This window comes from Zoogloea sp. GDB6 (genome assembly GCF_056724105.1).
Genome location: NZ_CM161497.1, coordinates 3,751,490 through 3,775,181, shown reverse-complemented (window position 1 = coordinate 3,775,181; position 23,692 = coordinate 3,751,490). Strand labels below are relative to the sequence as shown.

The following is a 23,692-nucleotide window of genomic DNA, read 5'->3' as shown; positions in this document are numbered from 1 at the left end:
ATGTCACAAATCAACGCCGTCGAAGAACCCATCATCAATTCCCCGTTTGACGAACCAAGGTTCCATTGGCACATCGAGGAAGGCCAAGCACCGCAGAAGCGCGACGGCCGTCGGCCGGCTAGCTACTTCTTCCGGGTGCCAGAACATTCTGGCCGAGGCAGGAAGGCCAAGAAGCAGACCGCACTCTTCGAACAAGACGCCAAAGGCAACGAATACCTGCTCGATACCGCCAATCTCATCCGTCAGCGGCTGAAGGAGTGGCGCGCCCGTGACTACAACGGGGCGACCAAGGTCACGAAGGAGCTGATTGCGCTGTGGCGGTCCCCCGACCGCAAGCAGCGGCTGTTCTTCGCCCAGCTGGAGGCGGTCGAAACCGTATTGTTCCTCGTGGAGGGACCGGACGACCTCAAGCAGGGTGTCCGCATCCCGACCGACGAGCCGGGCGATGAGGCCAAAAACGCTGGCTACAAGGCATTCATCCGCTACGCGGTGAAGATGTGCACCGGGTCGGGCAAGAGCACTGTGATGGGCATGCTCGCCGCCTGGTCGATACTGAACAAGGTCGCCGACTCCACGAATCCGGCTTACTCGGATACGGTGCTCATCGTCTGCCCGAACGTCACCATCCGCGACCGCCTGCGCGAACTCGACCCGAATCTGGACGAAATCAGCCTGTATCGCACCCGCGAGCTGGTGCCGCTGCATCGCATGGCTGAGCTGCGGCGAGGCGAGGTGTTCGTGACCAACTGGCACAATCTCGAACGCCGCGAGCTGTCGGACGTGAATGGGACTTCTGCCAGGGTGGTGAAGCGGGGTATCCCGGTCGAGAAGCGGAGAACGGTGAAGCTGGGCGGCCGGGACCAACTGACCGAGGCCGACATCCGCCAACAGGCGCTGACTGGAGCTTTCGACATTGTCAGCGAGGTGAAGGACCGTCACGGCACCCTGACCGCTTTCGACGTCAAGGAGACCAAATACTACGAGAGCGATACGGCCTTTCTGCGCCGCGTGCTGGGCAACCGCAAGGGGCGCAGCGCTGCCATCATGGTGATGAACGATGAGGCCCATCATGCCTACCGGCGCGGCAAGGCCGAGCCCGATGACGAATACGCGCTGGACGAGGAGACTGCCGACGCGGATGCACGCGAAGCCACTGTCTGGATTGAGGGGCTGGACCGCATCAACAAGGCATTGAACGGAAGCAGGAATGGCGTGCGTCTGTGCATCGACCTGTCTGCGACCCCGTTTTACATCCAGGGGTCGGGCAACGAGGTTGGGAGGCCGTTTCCTTGGGTGGTGTCGGATTTCAGCCTGCTGGAGGGTATCGAAGCCGGGCTGGTAAAAATCCCGCAGTTGCCGACCCAGGACGTTACTGGCAACGAGACCCCAGCCTACTTCAACGTGTGGCGCTGGGTGCAGGAGCGTATTGAGCAAGACGGCGGGGGCAAGGGGAAGCTCTCGCCGGAGATGGTGATGCGCTATGCGACCACCCCGGTCACGCAGCTTGCCGATGAGTGGCGCAAAACGCTGGATGTGTGGAAAGCCCAGTTCAAGGAGGGCTTCCGCAAGAGCGATGTGCCGCCCGTGTTCATCGTCGTGTGCCGCGATACGGCCCTGGCCAAGGAGTTGTATGAATGGCTGGCGAACGGGAACTCGGACTACGGCCAGTCACCGGCCGAGTTCCGTAACAAGCCCGGCCACGAGAACACCATCCGGGTGGACAGCAAGGTTGCCGAAGACATTGCTTCGGGTGCCAGCGGTAGCGACGAGGCACGGCGTCTGCGCTTCGTGCTGGAAACCATCGGCAAGACGGCCTGGCCGGGTGGTCACGTCCCCGAAGAATACGAGGCGCTGGTCGAGAAGCACAATCGCAAGGCGCTGGACGACGCTGACGACAGCGGCTTGATGACCATCGACGCAAGCGTTCCTCCCGGCCGGGATGTGCGCTGTATCATCAGCGTGGCGATGCTCTCGGAAGGGTGGGACTGCACGACGGTGACGCACATCGTTGGCCTGCGCCCGTTTGGTTCTCAGTTGCTGTGTGAACAGGTCGTGGGACGGGCGCTGCGCCGCACGTCCTATGCCATCGACGAGGCCACCGGCTTCTTTCGGGAGGAAACCGCCAAGGTGTTCGGCGTGCCCTTTGAGTTGATTCCGTTCAAGGTAGAAGGCGGCACGGCACCGCCACCGACGCCGCCGTCGAACCAGATTTACGCGGACCCGGCCAAGGCCGACTTTGAAATCACCTTCCCTGTAGTGGAGGGCTATGCGGACCCTGGCATTACCCGTGTCTCGCTGGATTGGTCGAAAGTGCCGACGCTGACGCTGGACCCACTCGAAGTGCCAGACTCGACGCTGATGAAGGGCTTGGCGGGAGCCGATGGCAGCCTCGCGGCTTACGGCCCCGGCGCGGCAGAGCTGGTGACGCTGGAGGCGTGGCGTGAGCGCATCCGGGTGCAGCAGGTGGCTTTCAACCTGGCGAGCACGCTGGTCAAACAGTGGCAACGCGATAAAGGCGATGGCATCCCGACCCATCGCCTCTTCCCTCAACTTCTGGCTTACGCTCAACGGTTCCTCGCCACCAAGCTCAACTGCAAGGGCAACCGCGCTACTCAGGATGTAGCCCTGAACCCTTACTTCGGTAAGGCGGTGGGCCGCATTATCGACAATCTGCAGGCTGTCGATGAGAGCGGACAGGCGCAGGAGCGACCCATCATCGCGGCAGGAACCGCAGGGATGCGCTCCACCCGCTATGTTGAGTTCGCCACCGGGCGCGACCTATGGCCGGTGACTCGCAGCCACTTGAACGCGATGGTGGCCGATACCAGGCAGTGGGAGCAGAGCGCAGCCTACTGCCTCGATACCCACAACCAAGTTCGCGCCTGGGTCAAGAACGACCATCTCGGCTTCATCGTTCCGTATCGGAAGGATGGAACCAAGCGGAGCTATCTGCCTGATTTCATCGTGGAGTTGGTATCTGGAGAAAAGCTGGTGGTGGAGCTCAAGGGGCAAGTGATAGACGATGCGCTCGTGAAGGCGGCGGCAGCCAAGCGATGGTGCGAAGCAGTGAACCGCGATGGGCGCTTCGGCAACTGGAGCTACCACCTGATGAAGCATCCTGCCGACCTGATGCAGTTGCTTGACCACGTATAAGCCGCTATAATTCGCGTCCTCAAATGCAGGGGCAAGTAGCTTTGTCCCGAGCAGCCAGTAGTCGAGGGGGCAACTCTGGGGGCAACTGGTTTTGGCGGCTCTGCAGAGCCGCTGTTTTAAAAGAGTTTTTTTAGGTGGTTCGATAGGCATTCGGCCACCAAAGTTTCAAAGAGTGCCAACAAGACTTGCTTGATGGTACTTCAAATCAGCAGCATCCCGTGGAGGGGTTCCCGAGCGGTCAAAGGGATCAGACTGTAAATCTGACGGCACTGCCTTCGAAGGTTCGAATCCTTCCCCCTCCACCACAAGAATTCGTAAAAAGGCCCAAGCGTAAGCTTGGGCCTTTTTGCTGTGCGCAGCAGGGTGCCATGCTTTGGCGCAGGGATCTGGAAAAAGGCGTGTTAACCCGAGGCTCCAGCCTTCGCCTTGCGTTCCACGCAGCGGGCGAGCACGTCCAGCGCATCCAGGCGCAGATCGCCGCGCGGAAAGACGCGGCAGGCGAGGACGACGCCTGAGTCTTCCTCGCGCTCGCTGACGAAGGCCCGGCTCATCTTCCGGATTTCATAGGGGCCGTGGGTGATGCGCACCTTGCAGATGCCGCATCCGCCGCCGCGGCAGCCAACGGGAATGCCCTTGCGGCCGAGGACTTCCATGGCCCGCAGGATGTCCTGACTCTCGGCGCAGGGGTAGCGCTCGTCGGTATTGGCGAGGTGGATGGAATGGCGTTCCGCCATGGTCTCCTCCGTATGGAGTGTTGTTTCCGGGAGGCTCTTCGGGGTGGAGCCTTGTCCCGTGCTTGTTGTCCCGGCCTTCGGGGCCTGACGCCGGATATGCCTGTGGCGGCCGGGGAGTCGGCCGCCACGTCTTCGCGCTTGGGGAGGGAAGGGTCAGCGACCCAGATCCTTCGCCGTCTGCCCGGCGATGCCCCAGTTGGTCTTGGGTACTTCCGAGATCCAGACGCGGATCGCCTCCTTCGGCGCGCCGGTGGCTTCCACCAGCGCCTGGCTGACCTTCTCGATGACGGCCCGCTTCTGTTCTTCGTTGCGGCCTTCGATCATGTAGATTTGTGCGAACGGCATTGCTGTCTTCCTTTTCTCGGTGGGGGGGATCAAACGAAGCGCAGGGTCGTGGAGCCCATACCATGGACCCGCAGCGTGACGGTGTCACCGGCAGCCACGGCCACGGCCTCGGTGATGCCGCCGGAGAGCACGACGGCGCCGGCGGGGATTTCTTCGCCGTGGTTTGCCAGGTGGTTGGCGAGCATCGCCACGGCAGAGGCCGGGTTGCCCAGCACTGCGGCGCCGACGCCCATGGCGACGGGCTCGCCGTTCTTCTCCATGACGACGCCGAGGGTGGCCAGGTCGATGCCGGTCGCTGCCGTCGGTACGCCGCCGACCACGAAGCGGCTGGCCGAGGTGTTGTCGGCGATCACGCTCTTCAGGTCGAACTTGAAGTCCTGGTAGCGGCTGTCGATGACTTCGACGCCCGGCAACAGGTATTCGGTGGCGGCCAGCACGGCGCCCACATGGCAGCCGGGGCCGCGCAGGGGGTGCTTGAGCACGAAGGCGATTTCCGGCTCGACCTTGGGGTGGATCAGCTCGGCAACCTTCACTTCGCCGCAGTCCGGCACCACGTAGTCGTCGGTCATGAAGCCGAAGACCGGGCTGGTGACGCCCATCTGCTTCATCTTGGCGTGGGAGGTGAGGCCGGCCTTCAGGCCGATCACGCGGCGGCCGCGCCCGAGCTTGCGGCGGAGGATTTCCCGCTGGATCGCGTAGGCATCGTCCCAGTCCATGTCCGGATGCTGGTCAGTGATCTTCGGTGTGTCGCGGGCTTCCAGCTGGCAGTTTTCCAGGTGTTCCGCCAGTTGGGCGATGGTCTTGGTATCGAGTTTCATGCTGCAAGCCCCCGCTCGCGCGCCATCGTGATGGCCGTGTCTTCGATCATGTCCTCCTGCCCGCCGACCATGCCACGACGGCCCAGCTCGACCAGGATGTCGCGGGCCGGCACGCCGTACTTCTTGGACGCGCGCTTGGCGAACAGCAGGAAGGAGCCATACACGCCGGCGTAGCCAAGGGTCAGTGCGTCGCGGTCGATGCGGATCGGGAAGTCCATGATCGGCACCACCAGGTCTTCGGCCACGTCGGTGATCTTCGCAACATCCACGCCGGTCTCGATGCCCATCAGGCTGCACACGGCGATCAGCACTTCCATCGGCGTGTTGCCAGCCCCGGCACCCAGGCCGGCGGCGGCCGCGTCGATGCGCGTGGCGCCCACTTCGATGGCGGCGATGCTGTTGGCCACGCCCATCGCCAGGTTGTGGTGGCCGTGGAAACCCAGCTCGGTCTCCGGCTTCAGCGCTTCACGCACCGCGCTGAGGCGGGCCTTGACGGTGTCGGGCAGCAGGTGGCCGGCCGAGTCGGTCACGTAGATGCAGTTGGCGCCGTAGCTCTCCATCAGCTTGGCCTGCTTGACCAGCCCTTCGGGGCTGTTCATGTGGGCCATCATCAGGAAGCCGACGGTGTCCATGTCGAGCTTGCGGGCCATCGTGATGTGCTGTTCGGACACATCGGCCTCGGTGCAGTGGGTCGCGACGCGGATCGTCGACACGCCCAGCTCCTTGGCCATCTTCAGGTGATCGACAGTGCCGATGCCCGGCAGCAGCAGCGCCGAGACCTTGGCCTGCTTCATCAGCGGGATGACGGTGGACAGGTATTCCTCGTCGGTGTGGGCCGGGAAGCCGTAGTTCACCGAGCTGCCCCCGAGGCCGTCGCCGTGGGTGACTTCGATCAGCGGCACGCCGGCGGCGTCGAGGCCGGTGGCGATGCTCTTCATCTGCTCGAGGCTCATCAGGTGACGCTTGGGGTGCATGCCGTCCCGCAGGGTCATGTCATGAACGCGGATCTTTTTGCCTTTGAGTTCCATGGTGCTTTCCTTAGGCGGTGACGGGTTGAAGGGTCAGGTGGCCGGCGAGGATTTCCTCGGCGAACATCTCGGCGGTACGGGCGGCGGCGGCGGTCATGATGTCGAGGTTGCCGGCGTACTTGGGCAGGTAGTCGCCGAGGCCTTCGACTTCGAGATAAACCGACACGCGGTTGCCGTCGAAGACCGGGCCGTTCACCAGGCGGTAGCCCGGCACGTACTTCTGGACTTCCTGGATCATGGCCTGAATGGATTCGCGGATCGCGTCCTGCTGCGGCTCGCCTTCGACGAGGCAATGCACGGTGTCGCGCATCATCAGCGGGGGTTCGGCCGGGTTGATGATGATGATGGCCTTGCCTTTCTTGGCGCCGCCGACCTTCTCGACCGCGCCGGCGGTGGTGCGGGTGAATTCGTCGATGTTCTTGCGGGTGCCGGGGCCAGCGCTCTTGGACGAGACGGTGGCGATGATTTCGCCGTACTCCACTGGCTGCACGCGGGAGATCGCGGCGACCATCGGGATCGTCGCCTGGCCACCACAGGTGACCATGTTGACGTTCATTTCCCGTTGGCCGACGTGCTGCTTGAGGTTCACCGGCGGCACGCAGTAGGGGCCGATGGCGGCGGGGGTCAGGTTGACCATCAGCACGCCCAGTTCGTTGAGCTTGCGGCTGTTCTCGGCATGCACGTAGGCGCTGGTGGCGTCGAAGGCGATCTGCACGCCGTCGGCGAGCACGTGGGGCAGCAGGCCGTCCACGCCGTCGGCGGTGGTCTTGAGGCCCATCTCACGGGCGCGCTTGAGGCCGTCCGATTCCGGGTCGATGCCGACCATCCACACCGGCTCCAGCACGGGGCTGCGCTGCAGCTTGGCCAGCAGGTCCGTGCCGATGTTGCCCGGGCCGATCAGGGCGCATTTGATTTTTTGGGTCATCGCAATGTCCTCGGGAAAGTGCGTCAAACGATGCTGCGCACGACGCCGCCATCCACGCGCACGGATGAACCGTTGGTCGCGGCGGCAAGGGGGCTGCATAGGTAAGTGATGGTGGCGGCCACTTCGGCCGGGTCGATGAAGCGGCCGAGCAGCGAAGCAGGGCGCTCCTCGGCGAAATAGTTGCGCTCCACCTGAGCCTCGTCGATGCCTTGTTCGCGGGCCAGGCGTTCGGTGAAGGCGCGCGAGCCCTCGGTACGGGTCGGGCCGGGGAGGACCGCATTGACGGTGACCGCGCTGCCCTTGCTCGCTTCGGCGAGGGCGCGGGCGATGGACAGCTGGGCGGCCTTGGTCATGCCGTAATGGATCATCTCGGGCGGCGGATTGAGACCGGATTCGCTGGAGACGAAGATGATCCGCCCGAAGCTGCGCCGTTTCATGGCCGGAAAGGCGACGCGGGACAGGCGCACGCCGCTCATCACATTCACGTCGAAGAAGCGCAGCCAGTCCGCATCGCTGATTTCCTCGAAAGGCTTCGGCTCGTAGATGCCGAGGTTGTTGACCAGGATGTCCACGTGTTCGCAGCGTTCCGCCAGAAGGGCGGTGCCGTCCGGGCCGGCGAGGTCGGCGGCGATGCCGTCGACCCGCGCGTCGGGGAGGAGGGCGCGCAGGCGCTGGACGGCGGCGTCGACGCCGGCCGCGGTACGTCCATTGAGCGTTACCGCCACGCCTTCGGCGGCGAGGCGCTGGGCGGTGGCGAAACCGATGCCCGCCGTCGAGCCGGTCACCAGTGCGTGTTTGCCAAGGAGTTGAAGATCCATTTGCGTTTCCAGAGGGTGAGCGGGCCCTTCGCCTCCCGCGCTGGGCGCGGGGACGTCGCTCGGTCAGACAGAGGGAAGGGCCGGACGGGTCGGGGCGTCAGCCCGTCCGCGGCGCCGTCGTCAGGTCACGACGGTCAGGAAGCGCTCGTTGAGGGCGCGGGTGTGATAGAAGATCGCCGAACCCAGTTCGTCCCAGGTCCAGGTGTAGGGCTGCATGTCGGGATAGAAGTCGTAGCCGCCGCAGAAGGTTTCCAAGCGGTTGCCGGACGGGTCGAAGGAGTAGATCGTCGTGCCGCGGGTTATGCCGTGGCGCAGCGGGCCGTTGTCGATGGAGACGCGGTACTTGCCCATCAGGTCGGCGGCGCGCAGCACCTGCTCCCAGGTTTCCAGCAGGAAGGAGGCGTGGTGCAACGTGTTGTTGCGCTCGTCGCGCACGAAGGCGATGTCGTGGGCCTTGGTGGAACAGCTCAGCCACACGGCCATGTCGGTCTTGCCGTCTTCGCCGAGGATCTTCTCCACCAGGCTGAAGCCGAGCACATTGACGAACAGGTCGCGGCTGCCATCCAGGTCGGCGCCGTGGATCTGCCAGTGGTCGAGGCGCACCGGCGAGATGCCCTTGCGGTTCTCGATGATCACGTCCGGATTCACATAGCCGAGGCCGTCGCCGACGGCGGTCTTTTCCGCGTAGAGCTCGATCAGGTGGCCGGTGGGCACCTCGAAGCGCACGCGCTCGCCGGTTTCGAGCAGTTCGCCGGCCGGAATGCGTTCGGTCGGCACGCCGTAGGCGCGCAGGTCCGAATTGAGCTTTTCCAGCGTGGCCTTGTCGCGCACCTTGAAGGCATAGAAGTCCATGCCGGCGCGGTCGGCTTCGCGGATGATGAAGCTGTGGTGGTCGCGCTCGTCATGGCATTTGAAATAGACGCGACCCGATTTGTCCCGTCCCGTTTCGACCAGGCCAAATACGTTGGTATAGAAATTGACCGACTCCTCCAGGTCCAGAACGCGCAATTGGCAGTGTCCCGGCCGCAATACTCCCGTCATTGACATTTGAATCCTCCTTTTAATGGTTCGACCAGCAGATTTATTTGTATTGAATAAATCGTCCGCGCAATGCGATGCGCATGTTTCTTATTGGCGGGCCGGGCGTGCCGACCACGTCATGCTGCAATGGTCGAAGCAAAGGAGGATGGCGTCAAATACTGATGGGGTTGCTCTCCATACCTGATAGATATAGTAGGGGCGGGCCGGTGGCGGCTCAGCTTGCGTCCGGCGAGACCAGCGCGGCCTCGATCATCGCGCGGAAGGTGGCGACGTGGGCCGAGGTGTCGCCGGTGCGGATTGTCATGATCAGCGGGGAGGTCAGGCCCTGCTCGACGAGGGGGCGGTAGGCCACGTCGTCGCGGCGCAGGCGCTGCACGGATTCCGGCACCAGCGTCACGCCCATGCCGGCTGCGACGAGGCCGATGGCGGTCTGCAGGCCGTTGGTTTCGTAGGTCTTGCCGATCTCGTAACCACGCACGCTGAACTGGTGCAGCACTTGGTCGGCGAAGCTGGGGCGCGGCGAGGCGGGGTAGAGCACCAGCACTTCGCCGGCGAGGCGTTTGAGTGGAATCGAGGCCTCGCGGGTCAGCGGGCTGTTGCTGGGGACGGCGACGACCAGCGCCTCTTCGGTGAGGACGATGTTCTCCAGCCCTTCGTCCTGAATCGCCAGGCGGCCGAAGCCCACGTCGATGCGCCCGGCCTTCAGCGCCTCGGCCTGCTGCACGGAGGTCAGCTCGGACAGGGAGATGTCGAGCTTGTCGTTCTCGGTGGTGAAGCGCTGCAGCACGTTGGGCAGGAAGCCATAGAGGATCGACGGTACGAAGCCGATGCCCATCCAGCGCGTGCTGCCGGCGCCGATCCGCCGCGTGGCCTTCTGGATCTCCTTGAGGCGGGCCAATACCTGCACGGTCTGGTCGTAGAAGAAGCTGCCGGCGTTGGTGAGCTTCAGCGGCCGGCTCGATCGGTCGAGCAGCGGGACGCCGAGTTCCTCCTCGAGCTGCTGGATCTGGCGCGACAGGGGAGGTTGCGCGATGTGCAGGCGTTCGGCAGCACGGCTGAAATTGAGGGTGCTTGCCACGGCCTCGAAATACCTTAGCTGGCGCAACTCCATTTATACCTCCCCGGTATAGTTGAAGACAAAAACGATATTGGACGTGCTATTTCGCCGGGCCGAGAATTCGCCGCAGGCATCGGGCAATTCCTGCCCATCCGCCATCAAGAAAGCGTCAATTCACTCGCAATGCCAATTACCGGCGCAGGCGGGGCGAACATTAGACACGAAAAAATATCAGGAGACAAAAATGACGGTAAACCACATTCGCCGCACCCTCCTCAAGTCCGGGGCCGCCGTGGCGGCGACGTCGCTGGCCGCGCCGTGGGTGCGTGCAGCCGGCGGGACGACCTTCAAGATCGGCTATGTGAGCCCGCAGACCGGCCCCTTGGCCGCCTTTGCGGAACCCGATGCCTTCACCCTCGAACAGGTGCGCAAGGCGGTGGCCGGCGGCATCGTGTCCGGTGGCAAGAAATACGCGGTGGAGATCGTCTATAAGGACTCCCAGTCCAATCCGAACCGCGCCGGCGCCGCCGCAGCCGAATTGATCCTGCGCGACAAGGTCGATTTGGTCATCGCGTCCTCCACGCCGGCCACCACCAACCCTGTGGCCGACCAGTGCGAGCTCAACGGCGTGCCCTGTATCACCAACGATGCCCCGTGGCAGCCGTATTTCTTTGGCCGCAAGGGCGACCCTAAGCAGGGCTTCGAGTGGACCTACCACTTCTTCTGGGGCCTGGAAGACATCATTGGCACCTTCTCCAGCCTGTGGGGCAAGATCCCCACCTCCAAGGCGGTCGGCGGCCTGTGGCCCAACGACGAGGACGGCAACGCGTGGGGCGACGGCAAGCTGGGCTTCCCGCCGGTGCTGGCCTCGAAGGGCTTCAAGGTGGTGGATCGCGGCCGCTTCCAGTCGCCGATCAACAATTTCTCGTCCTTCATCTCGGCCTTCAAGGGCGCTGGCGTGGACATCGTGACTGGCGTGGTGCCGCCGCCGGATTTCGCCAACTTCTGGAACCAGGCCGGCCAGCAGGGCTTCCGCCCGAAGATCGTCACGGTGGCCAAGGCAACCGAGTTCCCGGCGGCCGTCGCGGCCTTCGGCGACCGCGCCGAGGGGCTCACCGTCGAGCTGATGTGGAGCCCGGCGCACCCGTTCAAGTCCAGCCTCACCGGGCAGAGCGCCCGCCAGCTGGCCGACGCCTACATGGCCGCCAGCGGCAAGCCCTGGACGATGCCGCTGGGCCTCAAGCACTCCCTGTTCGAAACCGCGCTGGACGTGCTCAAGCGTTCCGGCGGCAAGGACCCGGAAGCGATCCGCAATGCGATCCGCGGCACCAGCCTCGACTCCGTCGTCGGCCATATCGACTTCCGCAAGGGGCCGGTCCCCAACATCAGCAAGACCCCGCTGGTCGCCGGCCAGTGGCAGAAGCGCGGCAAGGGCCTGGAGCTGGTGATCGTCGATAACAGCCAGGCCCCGATGATTCCCGTTCAGGCCGAGCTGCTGCCCATCAAATACGGCTGATCCCCAGCCGGCATCACCCATAACCCGTATCGAGACAATGCGGGCGACCTAGGTCACGCCCCGCAGGGGCGCGCACATCCAAAAAAAGGAGGAGTCGGACCATGAACAATAAATTGAACGCAGCCCTTGCACTTGCGCTGGCAGCCCTGGCCGGTGCGGCCGGAGCCACCGAAGGCGGCGGCACGATCTACCCGGTGGGCGCCGAGAACTACACCTGCTGCGCACTGCCGCCGCCGGGCCTGTACGGCATGGCCTGGTACCAGCACTACAGCGCCGACGCGGTGCGCGGCAACGGCGGCGAAGTGGTCACGACGTCCACCTTCAAGGTCACCGCCAACGCCATCGTGCCGCGGGTCGTGTATGTGACGCCGATGGTCGTGGCGGGCGCCTCGCTGGGCGTGCAGGCCATCCTGCCGATCGTCAATCTCGACGTGAACGTGGCCTCCGGCGTGCAGCAGAGCAAGACCGGCTTCGGTGACATGACCTTCGGCCCGGTGCTCGGCTGGCACCTCTCCGAGAAGCTGCACAGCGTGCTGGCCCTCGACATCTACGCGCCGACCGGCGCCTACAAGAAGGGCGACGTGGCCAACATCGGCCGCAACCACTGGGCGCTGCAGCCCGTGCTCGGCTTCAGCTACATCCAGCCCCACGGCTTCAACGCCGACCTGAAGACGATGTGGACCTACAACTTCAAGAACGACGACACCGACTACAAGGACGGCAAGGAGCTGATCGTCGACTACTCCGCCGGCTGGGGCGTGGGCGGCGGCTGGACGCTGGGCGTCGGCGGCTACTACTACCAGCAGCTCACCAACGATTCGCAGAACGGCGCCACTATCGACAACAACAAGGGCCGTGCCGTCGCTTTCGGTCCGTCTGTGCGCTACGACAGCGGCAAGGGCTGGTTCATCACCGCCAAGTACCAGGACGAGATGGCCGTGCGCAACCGCGCCGACGGCGCCGCGTTCTGGGTCAAGGCCGTTTTCCCGCTCTGAGCGCGGCCCGGGAGATCGACGTGCTGCTACGGGTCGACAACGTCAGCAAGAGCTACGGCACCCTCAAGGTGACCCGGGATGTCTCGTTCTCCGTCGAGGAGGGCCAGACGCTCGGCATCCTGGGGCCGAACGGCGCCGGCAAGACAACGTTGTTCAATTTGATATCCGGTGATGTGCGCGTCGATGCGGGCAGCGTCACCTTCGCGGGGCAGGACGTGTCCGCCCTGCGGCCGCACCAGCGCTGCCGGGCGGGCATCGGGCGCAGCTACCAGGTGCCTCATCCCTTCGGGAACATGACGGTCTTCGAGAACCTCGTCACCGCCGCCTGCTTCGGAGCCCGCCTCAGCGAGCGCCAGGCCTGGGACACGGCGGCCGAGATCCTCGACAAGACCGGCCTGCTGCCCCACGCCAACAAGCCGGCGGGCAGCCTCACGCTGCTCAACCGCAAGCGCCTGGAGCTGGCCCGCGCGCTGGCCACCAAGCCGAAGCTGCTGCTCCTCGACGAGATCGCCGGCGGCCTCACCGAGCACGAGGCGGCCGAGCTGGTGGCGGAACTGAAGCGCATCAAGGCCGAGGGCACGACGATGATCTGGATCGAGCACGTGGTGCACGCCCTGATGTCCATCGCCGACCGCCTGCTGGTCATCAATTTCGGCGAGAAGCTGGCGGAAGGGGAACCCGAGGCGGTGATGGGCAACCCGGACGTGCGGCGCGTTTACATGGGGCTCGAAGCATGACGGCGCCTTTCCTGCAAACGGTGGGCCTGCGGGCCCATTACGGCGATGCCCAGGCCTTGTTCGGCATCGACTTCCACATCGGCGAAGGCGAGACGGTGGCGGTGATCGGCGCCAACGGTGCCGGCAAGAGCACCTTCCTCAAGTCGGTGACCGGCCTCGTCCGCGTAGCGCCGGAAACCGTGCTGATCGACGGCAAGCCCAGCGGCGGCAGCGTGCCCGGCGACATCGTGCGCCAGGGCGTCGCGCTGGTGCCGGAAGGGCGCCGTCTGTTCCCCAGCCTGAGCGTCGAGGAGAACCTGCTGATGGGCGGCTACGCCCGCCGGCCGGGGCCGTGGAGCGTGCAGCGCCTGTACGACATGTTCCCGATCCTCAAGGAGAAGCGGAAGGTGCCCGCCACCTCGCTGTCGGGCGGCCAGCAGCAGATGGTGGCCATCGGCCGCGCGCTGATGAGCAACCCGCGCCTGCTGCTGTGCGACGAGATCTCCCTGGGCCTTGCGCCCATCGTCATCAAGGAGATCTACGACGCGCTGCCGGCCATCGCCGCCGAAGGCATGAGCGTGGTGATCGTCGAGCAGGACGTGATGGTCGCCCAGCGGGTGTCGCAACGCCTGTACTGCTTCCAGGAAGGGCGCGTGTCCCTCGAGGGGGCCAGCGACGGCTTCACCCGCGAGCAGATCAGCCAGGCCTACTTTGGAATCTAGACATGACTGAAACAATCATTCAGGGGCTGCTGCTCGGGGGGCTGTACTGCCTGTTCTCCCTCGGGTTGTCGTTGATGTTCGGCGTCATGCGCCTTACCAACATCGCCCAGGGCGACCTCATCGTGGCCGGCGGCTTTGCCGCCATCTCCGTGGCGCCGCTGGTCGGCGGCCACTTCGTGATGGCCGGCGTCGTGCTGCTGCCGGTGGCCTTCGCGGTCGGCTACGCGCTGCAGCGGACCGTCCTCAACCGCACCCTCGGCAAGGACCCGCTGCCGTCGCTGGTCGTCACCTTCGGGCTGTCGATCGTCATCCAGAACGCGCTCTTGGAAATCTACTCGGCGGACCCCCGTTCGCTGGATGCGGGCGAACTGGCCACCGGCAGCCTCAACCTCGGCGGGGACATCTACGTCGGCACGCTGCCGCTGCTGATCCTGGTCGCGGCGCTGGCCTGCACCGCCGGCCTGCAGCTGCTGTTCTCGACGACGTCCCTCGGCCGCGCCTTCCGCGCCGTGTCCGACGACCGCGAGGTGGCCGAGCTGATGGGCCTGAACTCGGCCAAGGTCTATTCGGTGGCGACGGCCCTGGCCTTCGTGCTGATCGCGCTGGCCGGCCTGTTCCAGGGCCTGCGCACGACGGTGTCGCCGGCCGACGGCCCGCTGCTGCTGCTGTTCGCCTTCGAGTCGGTGATCATCGGCGGCATGGGTTCCTTCTGGGGCACCTTCGTCGGCGCGCTGGTCCTCGGCGTCAGCCAGCAGGTGGGCTTCAAGTTCGATCCGGGCTGGGGCGTGTGGTTCGGGCACCTGGTCTTCCTGGCCGTGCTGCTCGTCCGCCCGAATGGCCTTTTTCCGAAAACGAAGGGTTGAGAGACATGAGTGCAACCGTCATTCGCAGCACCCGGGCGTCCCAGGCGACCATCGGGATCGGCGCTGCGCTGTGCGTCGCTGCCGCGACGCTGCCTTTCTGGGGCGAATCGTCGTGGATGCGGGAGTTCGTCGAGATCGCCTGCTACCTGATCTTCGCGATGATGTGGAACCTGCTGGCCGGCTATGGCGGCATGGTGTCGGTAGGCCAGCAGGCCTTCTTCGGGCTTGGCGGCTACGTGATGCTGAGCCTCGGCAACTTCCTCGGCTTCAACCCCTTCCTGGCCATCCCGCTGGCGGCGCTGGTATCGGCGCTGGCCGCGCTGCCGGTGTCGCGGCTGGCCTTCCGGCTGCAGGGTGGCTACTTCTCGATCGGCACGTGGGTCATCGCCGAGGTGTTCCGCCTTAGCATCGCCAACGTGTCGGCGGTAGGTGGCGGCTCCGGCACCAGCCTCACGGCGCTGCGCGGGATCAGCCGGGCGACCCGCGAGCACACCACCTATTGGGTCGCGCTGGGCTGCGTGGTGGCGGCCATCGCGCTGGTGTACCTGTTCCTGCGCAGCAAGCAGGGCCTGGCCCTGCAGGCCATCCGCGACAGCGAGGTGGCGGCCGAGAGCCAGGGCGTCGGCGTGGCCCGCATGAAGCTGGCGGTGTATGTAGTGGCCGCCTTCGGCTGCGGCATGGCCGGCGCGTTGTACTTCGTCAGCAACCTGCGCATCAGTCCGGACGCCGCCTTCGGGGTGAACTGGACGGCCTTCGCGATCTTCATCGTGATGATCGGCGGCATCGGCCGCATCGAGGGGCCGCTGATCGGCGCCGTGGTGTTCTGGGCCCTCAATAAGTTCTTCAGCGACTACGGTACCTGGTACCAGATGGGCCTCGGCCTGCTGGCCATCGCCATGACCCTGTTCTTCCGCGAGGGGCTTGGCGGCTTCCTGCAGCGCCGCCTGGGCTTCGAGATGCTGCCGACGCGGCGCATCCTCAAGCTCGACGTGCAGCCCGCGACGCCCGTCCCGGCCCACACGCCGGCCGCGCCTTCCCAACTGATGCCCAAGGTGAGCCTATGAGCATGCTGACGAAACAGGTCATCCGCGACGAACACGCGTCGCTGGCTGCCATGCTGCAGTCCCTCGCGATGATGGTCCGCATGGGGCCGGGGGAAGACCGCGCCGCCTACTTCGAGGTGGTCCGCGCGATGCTGTTCTACATCGACGAGATCCCCGAGAAGCAGCACCACCCCATCGAGTCCAGCCTGCTGTTCCCCCGCGTGGTGGTGCGGGCGCCGGAGATCGGCGACGTGGTGGCACGCCTCGACCGGGAGCACGCCCGCGGCGAGGAGACCGTGCGCCGCCTGCAGCACGAGCTGCTCGCCTGGGAACTGCTCGGCGACGAGCGCCGCGCTGTCTTCGAGGCCAGCGTCGGCATCTACCTGCGCTTCTATGAGGACCACATGCGCCTCGAAGAGGAGATCGTGCTGCCGGCCGCCGAGCGCAGTCTGAGCGAGGCCGACTGGGCGGAGATGGACCAGGCCTTCGCGGCCAACCACGACCCCCTCGGTCGCCTGCTGGCCGGCACCGGCGTGAGCGGTCTCGATCCGCTCTACCAGCAGCTCTTCTCGCGCATCGTCCGCCTCGCCCCGCCGCCGGTTGGGCTGGGCGGCACCTGATTCATCAGACCAGAGGTAATTCATATGGATGGCAAGACCATCGAACATTACGGGGCCGAACTCTTTGCCGCGTGGCAGCGCCGGGAGACGGTGCCGCCCTTGCTGGAGCGGGAGCCGGAACTGTCCATCGAGGACGCCTACCGCATCCAGCTGGAGTTCATCGCCCGCCGCCTCGCCGCCGGCGAGACCATCGTCGGCAAGAAGATCGGCGTCACCAGCAAGGCCGTGCAGGACATGCTCGGCGTCTTCCAGCCGGACTTCGGTCAGCTCACGTCGGGCATGGTGTTCCAGGAAGGCGACGCGATCGACCTCGGCACGCTGATCCAGCCCAAGGCCGAGGCCGAGCTGGCCTTCGTGCTGAAGGAAGACCTGATCGGGCCGGGAGTCACCGCGGCGGACGTGATCCGTGCCACCGACTACGTGGTGCCGTGCTTCGAGATCATCGATTCGCGCATCCGCGACTGGAAGATCAAGATCCAGGACACCGTAGCGGACAACGCCTCCTGCGGCGTCTTCGTGCTCGGCAAGGCCAAGGGTGACCCGCGCGAGCTCGACCTGGCTGGCGCCACCATGGTGCTCGAACGCAACGGCGAACTGCATTCCACCAGCACCGGTGCCGCGGTGCAGGGCTCGCCGGCCAATGCGGTGGCCTGGCTCGCCAACACCCTCGGCCCGCTGGGCATCCCGTTCAAGGCCGGTGAAGTGATTCTGTCCGGCTCCCAGTCCCCGCTGGTGCCGGTGAAGGACGGCGACGAGCTGGTGTGCACCATCAGCGGCCTCGGCAGCTGCCGTGTGAGCTTCTCCGGCAAGAGCGCCGTATGAACGACGGGGTGATCCCGTCCCGCAATGGCGCCGCCGTCGCGCGCTGCCAGCGGCCCGGCGCATTGCCCCTGCGCTTCACCGACTAGCCCGTCGGTGAGGCTCCCCGGCCGCAGGCTCATGCCGGGGAGGATGTTTCCCTCGACCGATTCAGTCTTTCCTCTCCTCTCAGGTCGGCCGACCTGGCCCCGGGATGTTGCGGCCATCCCGGGGCATTTTTTTATCCACGGCAGTCCGTGCCCTAAGATGGGCGGACGACAAAAAAAGACCGGGGGAGACGACCCATGAACAAGGACCATGGCATGGACGCCCGTTTCGAGCACGCGGCGATCCGCATCGAGGCGGACGGGCAGGGCACGGTGCCGCGCCTGGCGGACCTGCGCGACATCGCCGCGCGCCTGCGCTTCGCGCCGGAGGATGGGCGCATCTGGCTCGACGACGAACGCACCGTGCTGCTGCGCGCGTCGGTGTTCGCCGGCCTGCGCCGGGAGCTGCTGGAAACCCTCGGCGTGGACAAGGCGCGGGCGCTGTTCACACGCATCGGCTATTCCGCCGGCGCCCGCGACGCGACGCTGGCGATCAAGCTGCGCGGCAGCCGCCGGCTGATCGACGTGTTCGCGGTGGGGCCGCAGATGCACGCGCTGGAGGGCTTCGTCGCGGTGGAGCCGATCCGCATCGACATCGACGTGGAGCGGGGCGTGCATTACGTGGAGCAGATCTGGCACGACTCCGTCGAGGCGACCACCCACATGGAGGCCGCCGGCGTCGCCGCCGAGCCGGTGTGCTGGATGCAGGCCGGCTACGCGTCGGGCTTCAACAGTGCGCTGTTCGGCCGCCCGATCCTGTTCCGCGAGGTGGAGTGCCGCGGCGCCGGCCACGCCCATTGCCACATCATCGGCAAGCCGGTGGACGAGTGGGGCGACGTGGAGGCCGACCTGGGTTTTCTGCGCACCGAGGACTTCGTCAATGCGTCGCTGGTGCGCCGCCGTTCGCCTTTCGAGGACGCCAGCGGCGCGCCGGCCGGCCCGTCGGACTGCGATTTCATGGTCGGCGCCTCGTCCGGCTTCCTGTCCGCCTGCCACAAGCTGCGCCAGGTGGCGGGCACCAATGCGGCGACGCTGCTGCTCGGCGAGACCGGCGTCGGCAAGGAGCGCTTTGCCAAGATGCTGCACCGCCTCAGCAAGCGCGCGGAGGGGCCTTTCGTCGCGCTGAATTGCGCGGCGATTCCCGAAAACCTGCTGGAGGCCGAACTGTTCGGCGTGGAGCGGGGCGCCTACACGGGTGCCGGCGAGGCGCGCAAGGGCCGCTTCGAGCGGGCTGACAAGGGCACCTTGTTCCTCGACGAGATCGGCACCCTCAACGAGCCGGCCCAGGCCAAGCTGCTGCGCGCCCTGCAGGAGCGGGAGATCGAGCGCGTCGGCGGCTCGTCGTCACGGGCGGTGGATGTGCGCGTGGTGGCGGCGACCAACGTGGACCTGGCCGCCGCAGTACGGGAAGGGCGCTTCCGCGCCGACCTGTACTACCGCCTCAACGTCTTTCCGATCCGCATTCCGCCGCTGCGCGAGCGGCGCGACGACATCGCGCTGCTGGTCAATCACTTCATCAACAAGTTCTCGGCGGCCCACGGCAAGCGGGTGTCCGGCTTCACTCACCGGGCCATCGCGGCGCTGCTGGGCTACGACTACCCGGGCAATGTGCGCGAGCTGGAGAACCTCATCGAGCGCGGCCTGATCCTCGCCCAGGAGGACCGGGCCATCGACCGCCACCACCTGTTCCAGGCCGAGGAGGCATTGGGCGACGGGCTGCTGGCGATGGACCCCCGCGGCGCGGTACGCCCGGCCAGTCAGGTGGAGGACGTGGAGGAGCCCGACGGCGCCGAAGTGCAGGACCTCGTCGAGCGGGCGCTGGACCTGGCGATGCCGCTGAAGGCGCTGGAGCGCGGCGCGATGCGCGAGGCGGTGAAGCGCGCCAACGGCAACCTGTCCCACGCCGCACGCCTGCTCGGCATGTCCCGCGCCCAGCTGGCGTACCGGCTGGAGCGGGACAAGGAGGAGTGAGCCTCAGAGGTTTTTGAACAGCGGGCTGCGGCTTTGCTGGGCGGCGTCGGCGGCGGACAGGAACTTCTCGGTGTGGATGTCTCGTTCGAACAGGCGGCCCTTCATCAGCGTGCGGACGCCGCTCTCGATCATCGGCGGCGGGCCGCACAGATAGGCCTTGTGACCGCGGAAGTCGCCGTCGAACAGTGACCACGCCGCGTCATGCACGAAGCCGGTGGCGCCGTCCCAGGCACAGTCCGCGGTGGGCTCGCTGAGGGCCGGCAGGTAGCGGAAGTTGGGATGGCGGGCGGCCAGTTCGACGAAGTCCGCGTGGTAGTACAGCTCGGCGCGGTTGCGGGCGCCGTACACCAGCGTGATCGGGCGGGTGTCGCCGTCGCTGTGCAGCAGGTCGAGGATCATCGAGCGCGGGCTGGACAGCCCGGAGCCGCCGGCCATGAAGAGGATCGGCTGGGGATCGGACTTGCGCACGAAGAAGCGCCCGAGGGGCCCGCTGACGGTGACCGGATCGCCGACCTGCAGGCGCTCGTGGATGTAGCCGGTGGCCTCGCCGCCCGGTACGCGGCGGATGTTCAGCTCGACCAGGCGCCCGTCGGCTGGCGCGCTGGCCAGCGAGAAGGCCCGTGGCTGGGCGAGTCCGGGCCAGCCCAGGTTGACGTACTGCCCGGCCTGGAAGTCGAGGCCGTCGCCGTCGAGGGCGATGGTCACACCCTTGATGGTCGGCGTCAGGTCCTGCAGTGCGGCGACGCGGCCGCTGAAGTCGCGCAGCGGGATCGGGCGCTGGTCGGGTTCCTCGTCGATGTCCGCCTCGATGACGACGTCACCTTCCGGCGTGGCGCAGCAGGCGAGGCAGCGGCCCTCGTCCCGCTCCATGTCCATCAGCGCGAAGGGCGAGGCGTCGCCGTGACTCACTTCGCCGTCCACCACGCGGACCTTGCAGGTGCCGCACAGGCCGTGGCAGCAGGCGTGGGGCAGGTAGATGCCGTGGCGCAGCGCGCCGTCGAGGAGGGTCTGTCCCTCCTCGACGTCGAAGCTGGCGCCGAGCGGTTCGATCGTGACCGTGTAGCTCATGGCGCCACCCGGCTCACGCGCCGCTGCCGGCGATGCCGCGCAGGGCCGGCGTGCGCAGGCGCAGGTAGGCCTTGTGGCCGAGCCCCTGGGCGGCGAGCGTGGCGCTCCGCTCCGGCGTGAAGGGGCGGTCGGCGAGCAGCCACTCGACGCGGGCCCAGTCGATCTGCGGCCACTCCGGGTGCAGCGCGAAGGCGCTGGCGGGCAGCAGGTCGTCGATCACTTCGCCGAAGCGCAGCTCGGGGGAAACGAGCAGCGCGATGGGGGCGCAGATCATCGTGTGGTGGTCCCAGCCGACGTAGAGCAGTTGCTGGCCGTGGAAGTTGTCGACCCGGTCGCGGACCAGGGGCGGGACGGACGTTTGTTGAGCGTGGGTGTGCATGTGTGTCTCCATGGGCCGCGCTCGTGGGCGCGGCACCTGTCTGTATGGATGAGAAGGGGAAGGGCGGGCGCCGCTGGGGCGCCCTGGGTGTTCAGGCCGCGGCGGCCGGCGGAGTCTTGTCGAGGCCCTTCCAGCGCAGCCAGTTGGCTTCGTCGGGGGAGCCTTCGTAGTCGAGGTTGTCCTGGCCGGCGACCACGTGGAAATAGCGCAGCGCGTCGGCGCCCGGATCGCCGGCGGCCTCGGCGCCGGGCTCGACGCAGTTGCCCTGCAGGATCTGGTGGGCCGGCAGCCAGGCGCTGACGTACTTGTCGGGTTGCCCGGCAAAGATGTCCCGGCAGCCGTCGGAGCAGAAGTGGTAGGTGTCGCCGTCGTGTTCGAGCTGCCGGTGGCTGGTTCGCGTGGGGTCGTCCATCTCCGTGAAGATCAGCGGGGTCTGGCAGGTCTGGCACAGCATGGGCAGGCTGGGGTTGTAGTAGCGCTTGCCCTCGGCCTGCAGCTTCCGGTAGTGCTCGATGCGCGGGCGGTAATGCTGGTCGAAGGTGTTGGGGTACTTCCCGGCCAGCCAGGCCATGTCCTCATCCGACGGCAGCCATACGTGGAAGGCGGCGGCTCCGGAGAAGTTGTAGAAGGCGTTCCAGGTCTGGTGGGACAGGTGCTCGGCCTCGGCGACGCTCTGCTCCCAGTACTTGGGCATGCGCAGGCCGTAGCGGCTGAGGTCGTTGAACAGGGAGCCGCCGTTCTGCACGAAGTAGATCTCCCAGGCTTCCTTCCAGGACATGACCTTCTTCGGCAGCATGTAGTCGAGCATCATCGACACCAGGCCGAGCACCTTGTAGCCGCGCCAGAACCACTTGTCGAGGTAGCGCTGGATGATCGCCGCGTTGCCCGGGTCCTGCTCCAGCACGAACTTGATGCACTCCAGGCCCAGCGTCATGTGGCGGGCTTCGTCCGACTGGGACGAGAAGCCGAAGGTCACCGTGGCCATGTCGCCGTTGTAGGCGGCGCCGGACATGAAGGGCATGAAGACGAGGTTGGTGAGCAGGTATTCGAGGGCGAAGGAGATCGCGATGATCTGCTCGAAGGGGCCAGACGAGATGGCGTCCTCGAAGAAGGACTTGGGCACCGACAGGTACCACAGGCGGTCGTTCATCACCGTGTGGTCGTGCAGGCCGTTGAAGTACTTGTTGTACTGGCTGATGCTGTGGATCTGGGTCTGCACGTGGCGCAGCTCGTCCACCGCCTGCATCTGGCAGGCGATCGCCGCGCCGGGGCCGGGGAACTGGCGGCCGAGCATGGCGAACAGGCGGTGGGCGTTGTACTCGGCCGGCGTGATGCCGGTGAAGAACAGCTTCAGCGTGTTCACGTAGCGGGCGTCGGAGATGTTGAGGTGCCCGTTGTTCTGCTGGAAGGCGTCGAGCACCGCGTAGAGCTTGCGTTCCTTCTCGGCCTGGTATTTCCAGTAGGCGTCCATGGTCAGGCGGAACGGGTCTTCCCACTTGTCCCAGTCGTGGATCTTGATGCCTTCCAGGCCGAGCTGGTCGAAGGCCTTGTCCATCGGCTCGTAGCTGGTGTCCCAGCCCAGGCCGCGGGTCATCAGCGCGTATTTTTCCTTGAGGCTCAGCTTCTTGCCGGTCGGCCGGCGGGTGTCTTGGGTGTTCATGCTTGGGGGCTCCTCGTCAGCGGTTCCAGTGCAGGATCATTTCGTCCTCGCTCTCGTCCACGTTGCCGGACAGGGAGATGAGGTTGAGGTTGATGGACTGGAGGTCCCAGTCGGTGCCGAGGATCTCCTCGACGGTGCTGCGCCTGAGCACCAGGCGCCGGGGGGCGTCGATCTTGACCATCGCCGGCAGGCGGTGCACCACCGCGTCGGGGTTGTCGCGCTGCAGGGCTTCGATGATCGGGCGAGTGTCGTCATTGGTCTGCAGGGCCATGAAGACGGTGCTTTGAATGGAGCTCATCAGGTGTTCCTTTTTCAGGCGGCGTCGAAGCCGAGCTTGGCGATGCGCTGGTCCAGCGCGCGTGCAGCGGTCTCCAGGCGCGCGGGGCCGTCCAGGTGGGCGGCGCATTGGGCCAGCGGGGCGAGGGCGTCGAGGGCCAGGCCCTTCCATTCGGCGGCCCAGGCGGACAGCCGGGCGCGGTTGGCGGGCGATTCGGCGGCGGCGATCTTCAGGCAGGCATCGACCCACTTCTGGTTGTCGGCGGACCAGTCCTTGATGAACTCGGTGAGCATCGCCAGGTAGGCGCCGCCGGCGTCGCCCACGCCGCTGTGGAAGGGGGCGTACAGCAGCGGATGGACGAGGCTGTCCAGCACCAGGTTCTGGGCGACGAAGAGTTCGAACCAGTCCTTCTGCACCAGGCAGCGCTCGGCCAGCCGGCGCAGCGGCTGCCAGGTCGGGTCGCCCAGCCAGCGGGCCTTGGCGTCGGTGAGCGACTGGCCGGAGTTGCCGTCCAGCAGCAGGCCGATCCGCGACAGGTACTGGGCGATGCCGAGGCGGTCGGTGGTGGCGTACATGGCGCCCTGGGCCATGGAACTGCCGAAGCAGTAGGCGGTGACGAAGCAGTTGTTGAGGTTGGCGGCCCATTCCAGGTGGCGCAGGGGCAGCAGCAAGGTCTCGATGTCCCGCACCTGTTCGACGCTCAGCGTGGCCATCAGGCCGTGCTTGTCCACGAATTCGAAGCTCTTCTCGGCGGCTTCCTGCATGCGGGCCCGGTTGAGCACGTAGGTGGCGTAGTAGTACTGGCGCGGGTCGCGGAAGTCGTCCCAGTCGCGCATCTCGATGGCGGTGCGGCGGCGGTCGTAGATGTCCCGCTGCGGGTCCCACACCGGGCGGTAGTGGAAGTTGTCGCGGGGCTGCAGGTCGAAGCTGGCTTCCTGGTAGCGGCTGGCTGGCTTGTCGGCGCCGAAGCGGCGCGACGTGCGGGCGAAGGTCTGGCGTATCGGGTCGATGCTGGCGACCCGGATCTCGACGCTCATG

General features: G+C 66.2%; 23 protein-coding genes and 1 tRNA gene. 11 read left to right on the top strand and 13 right to left on the bottom strand.

Annotated features, from left to right (window positions below; all coding sequences use genetic code 11):
- Both AC1PQG_RS17160 and AC1PQG_RS17155 read left to right on the top strand, forming a co-directional pair.
- The gene (locus AC1PQG_RS17160) at positions 1-3,153 is read left to right on the top strand and encodes a BPTD_3080 family restriction endonuclease (RefSeq protein ID WP_481119028.1); all 3,153 of its coding nucleotides are present in this window, start codon (positions 1-3) and stop codon (positions 3,151-3,153) included.
- A gap of 220 nt (positions 3,154-3,373) precedes the next feature.
- A tRNA-Tyr gene (locus AC1PQG_RS17155) sits at positions 3,374-3,458 on the top strand.
- Positions 3,459-3,554: 96 nt separating this feature from the next.
- Here the strand turns inward: AC1PQG_RS17155 and AC1PQG_RS17150 are convergent.
- From AC1PQG_RS17150 to AC1PQG_RS17115, 8 genes are all read right to left on the bottom strand, one after another.
- Positions 3,555-3,887, bottom strand: a complete 333-nt coding sequence (locus AC1PQG_RS17150) for a 2Fe-2S iron-sulfur cluster-binding protein (protein WP_481119027.1) — start codon at positions 3,885-3,887, stop codon at positions 3,555-3,557.
- Positions 3,888-4,040: 153 nt separating this feature from the next.
- Positions 4,041-4,232: a 2-hydroxymuconate tautomerase gene (locus AC1PQG_RS17145; protein ID WP_254051019.1), complete on the bottom strand. Its 192-nt coding sequence runs from the start codon at positions 4,230-4,232 to the stop codon at positions 4,041-4,043.
- 29 nt (positions 4,233-4,261) lie between these two features.
- Positions 4,262-5,050, bottom strand: coding sequence for a 2-oxo-3-hexenedioate decarboxylase (gene dmpH / locus AC1PQG_RS17140; RefSeq protein ID WP_481119026.1), 789 nt, complete (start codon positions 5,048-5,050; stop codon positions 4,262-4,264).
- The gene (dmpG, locus tag AC1PQG_RS17135; protein ID WP_481119025.1) at positions 5,047-6,078 is read right to left on the bottom strand and encodes a 4-hydroxy-2-oxovalerate aldolase; all 1,032 of its coding nucleotides are present in this window, start codon (positions 6,076-6,078) and stop codon (positions 5,047-5,049) included. Before dmpG ends, dmpH begins: the two co-directional genes overlap by 4 nt.
- Positions 6,079-6,088: 10 nt before the next feature.
- The gene (locus AC1PQG_RS17130; protein ID WP_481119024.1) at positions 6,089-7,003 is read right to left on the bottom strand and encodes an acetaldehyde dehydrogenase (acetylating); all 915 of its coding nucleotides are present in this window, start codon (positions 7,001-7,003) and stop codon (positions 6,089-6,091) included.
- 23 nt (positions 7,004-7,026) lie between these two features.
- Positions 7,027-7,821, bottom strand: a complete 795-nt coding sequence (locus tag AC1PQG_RS17125; RefSeq protein ID WP_481119023.1) for an SDR family NAD(P)-dependent oxidoreductase — start codon at positions 7,819-7,821, stop codon at positions 7,027-7,029.
- Positions 7,822-7,941: 120 nt separating this feature from the next.
- Complete coding sequence (locus tag AC1PQG_RS17120; RefSeq protein ID WP_481119022.1) at positions 7,942-8,868, bottom strand: catechol 2,3-dioxygenase; 927 nt, start codon at positions 8,866-8,868, stop codon at positions 7,942-7,944.
- 208 nt (positions 8,869-9,076) lie between these two features.
- On the bottom strand, positions 9,077-9,973 hold the full coding sequence (locus tag AC1PQG_RS17115) for a LysR substrate-binding domain-containing protein (protein WP_481119021.1): 897 nt from the start codon (positions 9,971-9,973) through the stop codon (positions 9,077-9,079).
- Positions 9,974-10,163: 190 nt separating this feature from the next.
- Here AC1PQG_RS17115 and AC1PQG_RS17110 point away from each other — a divergent pair, with 190 nt between their 5' ends.
- The 9 genes from AC1PQG_RS17110 (at position 10,164) to AC1PQG_RS17070 (ending at position 19,270) form a co-directional block, all read left to right on the top strand.
- Positions 10,164-11,435 carry an ABC transporter substrate-binding protein gene (locus AC1PQG_RS17110; protein WP_481119020.1) on the top strand — a complete coding sequence of 424 codons (1,272 nt, stop codon included), beginning with the start codon at positions 10,164-10,166 and terminating at the stop codon, positions 11,433-11,435.
- A gap of 101 nt (positions 11,436-11,536) precedes the next feature.
- Complete coding sequence (locus tag AC1PQG_RS17105; RefSeq protein ID WP_481119019.1) at positions 11,537-12,430, top strand: SphA family protein; 894 nt, start codon at positions 11,537-11,539, stop codon at positions 12,428-12,430.
- Between the two features lie 20 nt (positions 12,431-12,450).
- A complete protein-coding gene (locus AC1PQG_RS17100) occupies positions 12,451-13,167 on the top strand; it encodes an ABC transporter ATP-binding protein (RefSeq protein ID WP_079435985.1) in 717 nt (238 codons plus the stop codon).
- Complete coding sequence (locus AC1PQG_RS17095; protein WP_481119018.1) at positions 13,164-13,868, top strand: ABC transporter ATP-binding protein; 705 nt, start codon at positions 13,164-13,166, stop codon at positions 13,866-13,868. The genes AC1PQG_RS17100 and AC1PQG_RS17095 overlap by 4 nt, the downstream gene beginning before the upstream one ends.
- A gap of 2 nt (positions 13,869-13,870) precedes the next feature.
- Positions 13,871-14,731, top strand: coding sequence for a branched-chain amino acid ABC transporter permease (locus AC1PQG_RS17090; protein WP_481119017.1), 861 nt, complete (start codon positions 13,871-13,873; stop codon positions 14,729-14,731).
- A 5-nt stretch (positions 14,732-14,736) separates the two neighbouring features.
- Positions 14,737-15,795: a branched-chain amino acid ABC transporter permease gene (locus tag AC1PQG_RS17085; protein WP_481119016.1), complete on the top strand. Its 1,059-nt coding sequence runs from the start codon at positions 14,737-14,739 to the stop codon at positions 15,793-15,795.
- 2 nt (positions 15,796-15,797) lie between these two features.
- Positions 15,798-16,394, top strand: coding sequence for a hemerythrin domain-containing protein (locus tag AC1PQG_RS17080; protein WP_481119015.1), 597 nt, complete (start codon positions 15,798-15,800; stop codon positions 16,392-16,394).
- Positions 16,395-16,418: 24 nt separating this feature from the next.
- Positions 16,419-17,216, top strand: coding sequence for a 2-oxopent-4-enoate hydratase (gene dmpE / locus AC1PQG_RS17075; protein ID WP_481119014.1), 798 nt, complete (start codon positions 16,419-16,421; stop codon positions 17,214-17,216).
- A gap of 281 nt (positions 17,217-17,497) precedes the next feature.
- The gene (locus tag AC1PQG_RS17070; protein WP_481119013.1) at positions 17,498-19,270 is read left to right on the top strand and encodes a sigma 54-interacting transcriptional regulator; all 1,773 of its coding nucleotides are present in this window, start codon (positions 17,498-17,500) and stop codon (positions 19,268-19,270) included.
- Positions 19,271-19,273: 3 nt separating this feature from the next.
- Here the strand turns inward: AC1PQG_RS17070 and AC1PQG_RS17065 are convergent, their stop codons facing one another.
- The 5 genes from AC1PQG_RS17065 to AC1PQG_RS17045 all read right to left on the bottom strand — a co-directional run bounded on the left by AC1PQG_RS17065 (position 19,274) and on the right by AC1PQG_RS17045 (position 23,691).
- Positions 19,274-20,338 carry a 2Fe-2S iron-sulfur cluster-binding protein gene (locus tag AC1PQG_RS17065; RefSeq protein WP_481119012.1) on the bottom strand — a complete coding sequence of 355 codons (1,065 nt, stop codon included), beginning with the start codon at positions 20,336-20,338 and terminating at the stop codon, positions 19,274-19,276.
- A 13-nt stretch (positions 20,339-20,351) separates the two neighbouring features.
- On the bottom strand, positions 20,352-20,717 hold the full coding sequence (locus tag AC1PQG_RS17060; RefSeq protein WP_481119011.1) for a phenol hydroxylase subunit P4: 366 nt from the start codon (positions 20,715-20,717) through the stop codon (positions 20,352-20,354).
- A gap of 91 nt (positions 20,718-20,808) precedes the next feature.
- Complete coding sequence (locus AC1PQG_RS17055; RefSeq protein ID WP_481119010.1) at positions 20,809-22,377, bottom strand: YHS domain-containing protein; 1,569 nt, start codon at positions 22,375-22,377, stop codon at positions 20,809-20,811.
- A gap of 16 nt (positions 22,378-22,393) precedes the next feature.
- A complete protein-coding gene (locus AC1PQG_RS17050; protein ID WP_481119009.1) occupies positions 22,394-22,675 on the bottom strand; it encodes an MmoB/DmpM family protein in 282 nt (93 codons plus the stop codon).
- Positions 22,676-22,689: 14 nt separating this feature from the next.
- Positions 22,690-23,691 carry an aromatic/alkene monooxygenase hydroxylase subunit beta gene (locus AC1PQG_RS17045; RefSeq protein WP_481119008.1) on the bottom strand — a complete coding sequence of 334 codons (1,002 nt, stop codon included), beginning with the start codon at positions 23,689-23,691 and terminating at the stop codon, positions 22,690-22,692.
- Between the last annotated feature and the right edge of the window lies 1 nt (position 23,692).

Coding starts and splice junctions, on each gene's coding strand:
- AC1PQG_RS17160 (WP_481119028.1), top strand. CDS start 1: ATGTCACAAATCAACGCCGTCGAAGAACCCATCATCAATTCCCCGTTT.
- AC1PQG_RS17150 (WP_481119027.1), bottom strand. CDS start 3,887: ATGGCGGAACGCCATTCCATCCACCTCGCCAATACCGACGAGCGCTAC.
- AC1PQG_RS17145 (WP_254051019.1), bottom strand. CDS start 4,232: ATGCCGTTCGCACAAATCTACATGATCGAAGGCCGCAACGAAGAACAG.
- dmpH (WP_481119026.1), bottom strand. CDS start 5,050: ATGAAACTCGATACCAAGACCATCGCCCAACTGGCGGAACACCTGGAA.
- dmpG (WP_481119025.1), bottom strand. CDS start 6,078: ATGGAACTCAAAGGCAAAAAGATCCGCGTTCATGACATGACCCTGCGG.
- AC1PQG_RS17130 (WP_481119024.1), bottom strand. CDS start 7,003: ATGACCCAAAAAATCAAATGCGCCCTGATCGGCCCGGGCAACATCGGC.
- AC1PQG_RS17125 (WP_481119023.1), bottom strand. CDS start 7,821: ATGGATCTTCAACTCCTTGGCAAACACGCACTGGTGACCGGCTCGACG.
- AC1PQG_RS17120 (WP_481119022.1), bottom strand. CDS start 8,868: ATGTCAATGACGGGAGTATTGCGGCCGGGACACTGCCAATTGCGCGTT.
- AC1PQG_RS17115 (WP_481119021.1), bottom strand. CDS start 9,973: ATGGAGTTGCGCCAGCTAAGGTATTTCGAGGCCGTGGCAAGCACCCTC.
- AC1PQG_RS17110 (WP_481119020.1), top strand. CDS start 10,164: ATGACGGTAAACCACATTCGCCGCACCCTCCTCAAGTCCGGGGCCGCC.
- AC1PQG_RS17105 (WP_481119019.1), top strand. CDS start 11,537: ATGAACAATAAATTGAACGCAGCCCTTGCACTTGCGCTGGCAGCCCTG.
- AC1PQG_RS17095 (WP_481119018.1), top strand. CDS start 13,164: ATGACGGCGCCTTTCCTGCAAACGGTGGGCCTGCGGGCCCATTACGGC.
- AC1PQG_RS17090 (WP_481119017.1), top strand. CDS start 13,871: ATGACTGAAACAATCATTCAGGGGCTGCTGCTCGGGGGGCTGTACTGC.
- AC1PQG_RS17085 (WP_481119016.1), top strand. CDS start 14,737: ATGAGTGCAACCGTCATTCGCAGCACCCGGGCGTCCCAGGCGACCATC.
- AC1PQG_RS17080 (WP_481119015.1), top strand. CDS start 15,798: ATGCTGACGAAACAGGTCATCCGCGACGAACACGCGTCGCTGGCTGCC.
- dmpE (WP_481119014.1), top strand. CDS start 16,419: ATGGATGGCAAGACCATCGAACATTACGGGGCCGAACTCTTTGCCGCG.
- AC1PQG_RS17070 (WP_481119013.1), top strand. CDS start 17,498: ATGAACAAGGACCATGGCATGGACGCCCGTTTCGAGCACGCGGCGATC.
- AC1PQG_RS17065 (WP_481119012.1), bottom strand. CDS start 20,338: ATGAGCTACACGGTCACGATCGAACCGCTCGGCGCCAGCTTCGACGTC.
- AC1PQG_RS17060 (WP_481119011.1), bottom strand. CDS start 20,717: ATGCACACCCACGCTCAACAAACGTCCGTCCCGCCCCTGGTCCGCGAC.
- AC1PQG_RS17055 (WP_481119010.1), bottom strand. CDS start 22,377: ATGAACACCCAAGACACCCGCCGGCCGACCGGCAAGAAGCTGAGCCTC.
- AC1PQG_RS17050 (WP_481119009.1), bottom strand. CDS start 22,675: ATGAGCTCCATTCAAAGCACCGTCTTCATGGCCCTGCAGACCAATGAC.
- AC1PQG_RS17045 (WP_481119008.1), bottom strand. CDS start 23,691: ATGAGCGTCGAGATCCGGGTCGCCAGCATCGACCCGATACGCCAGACC.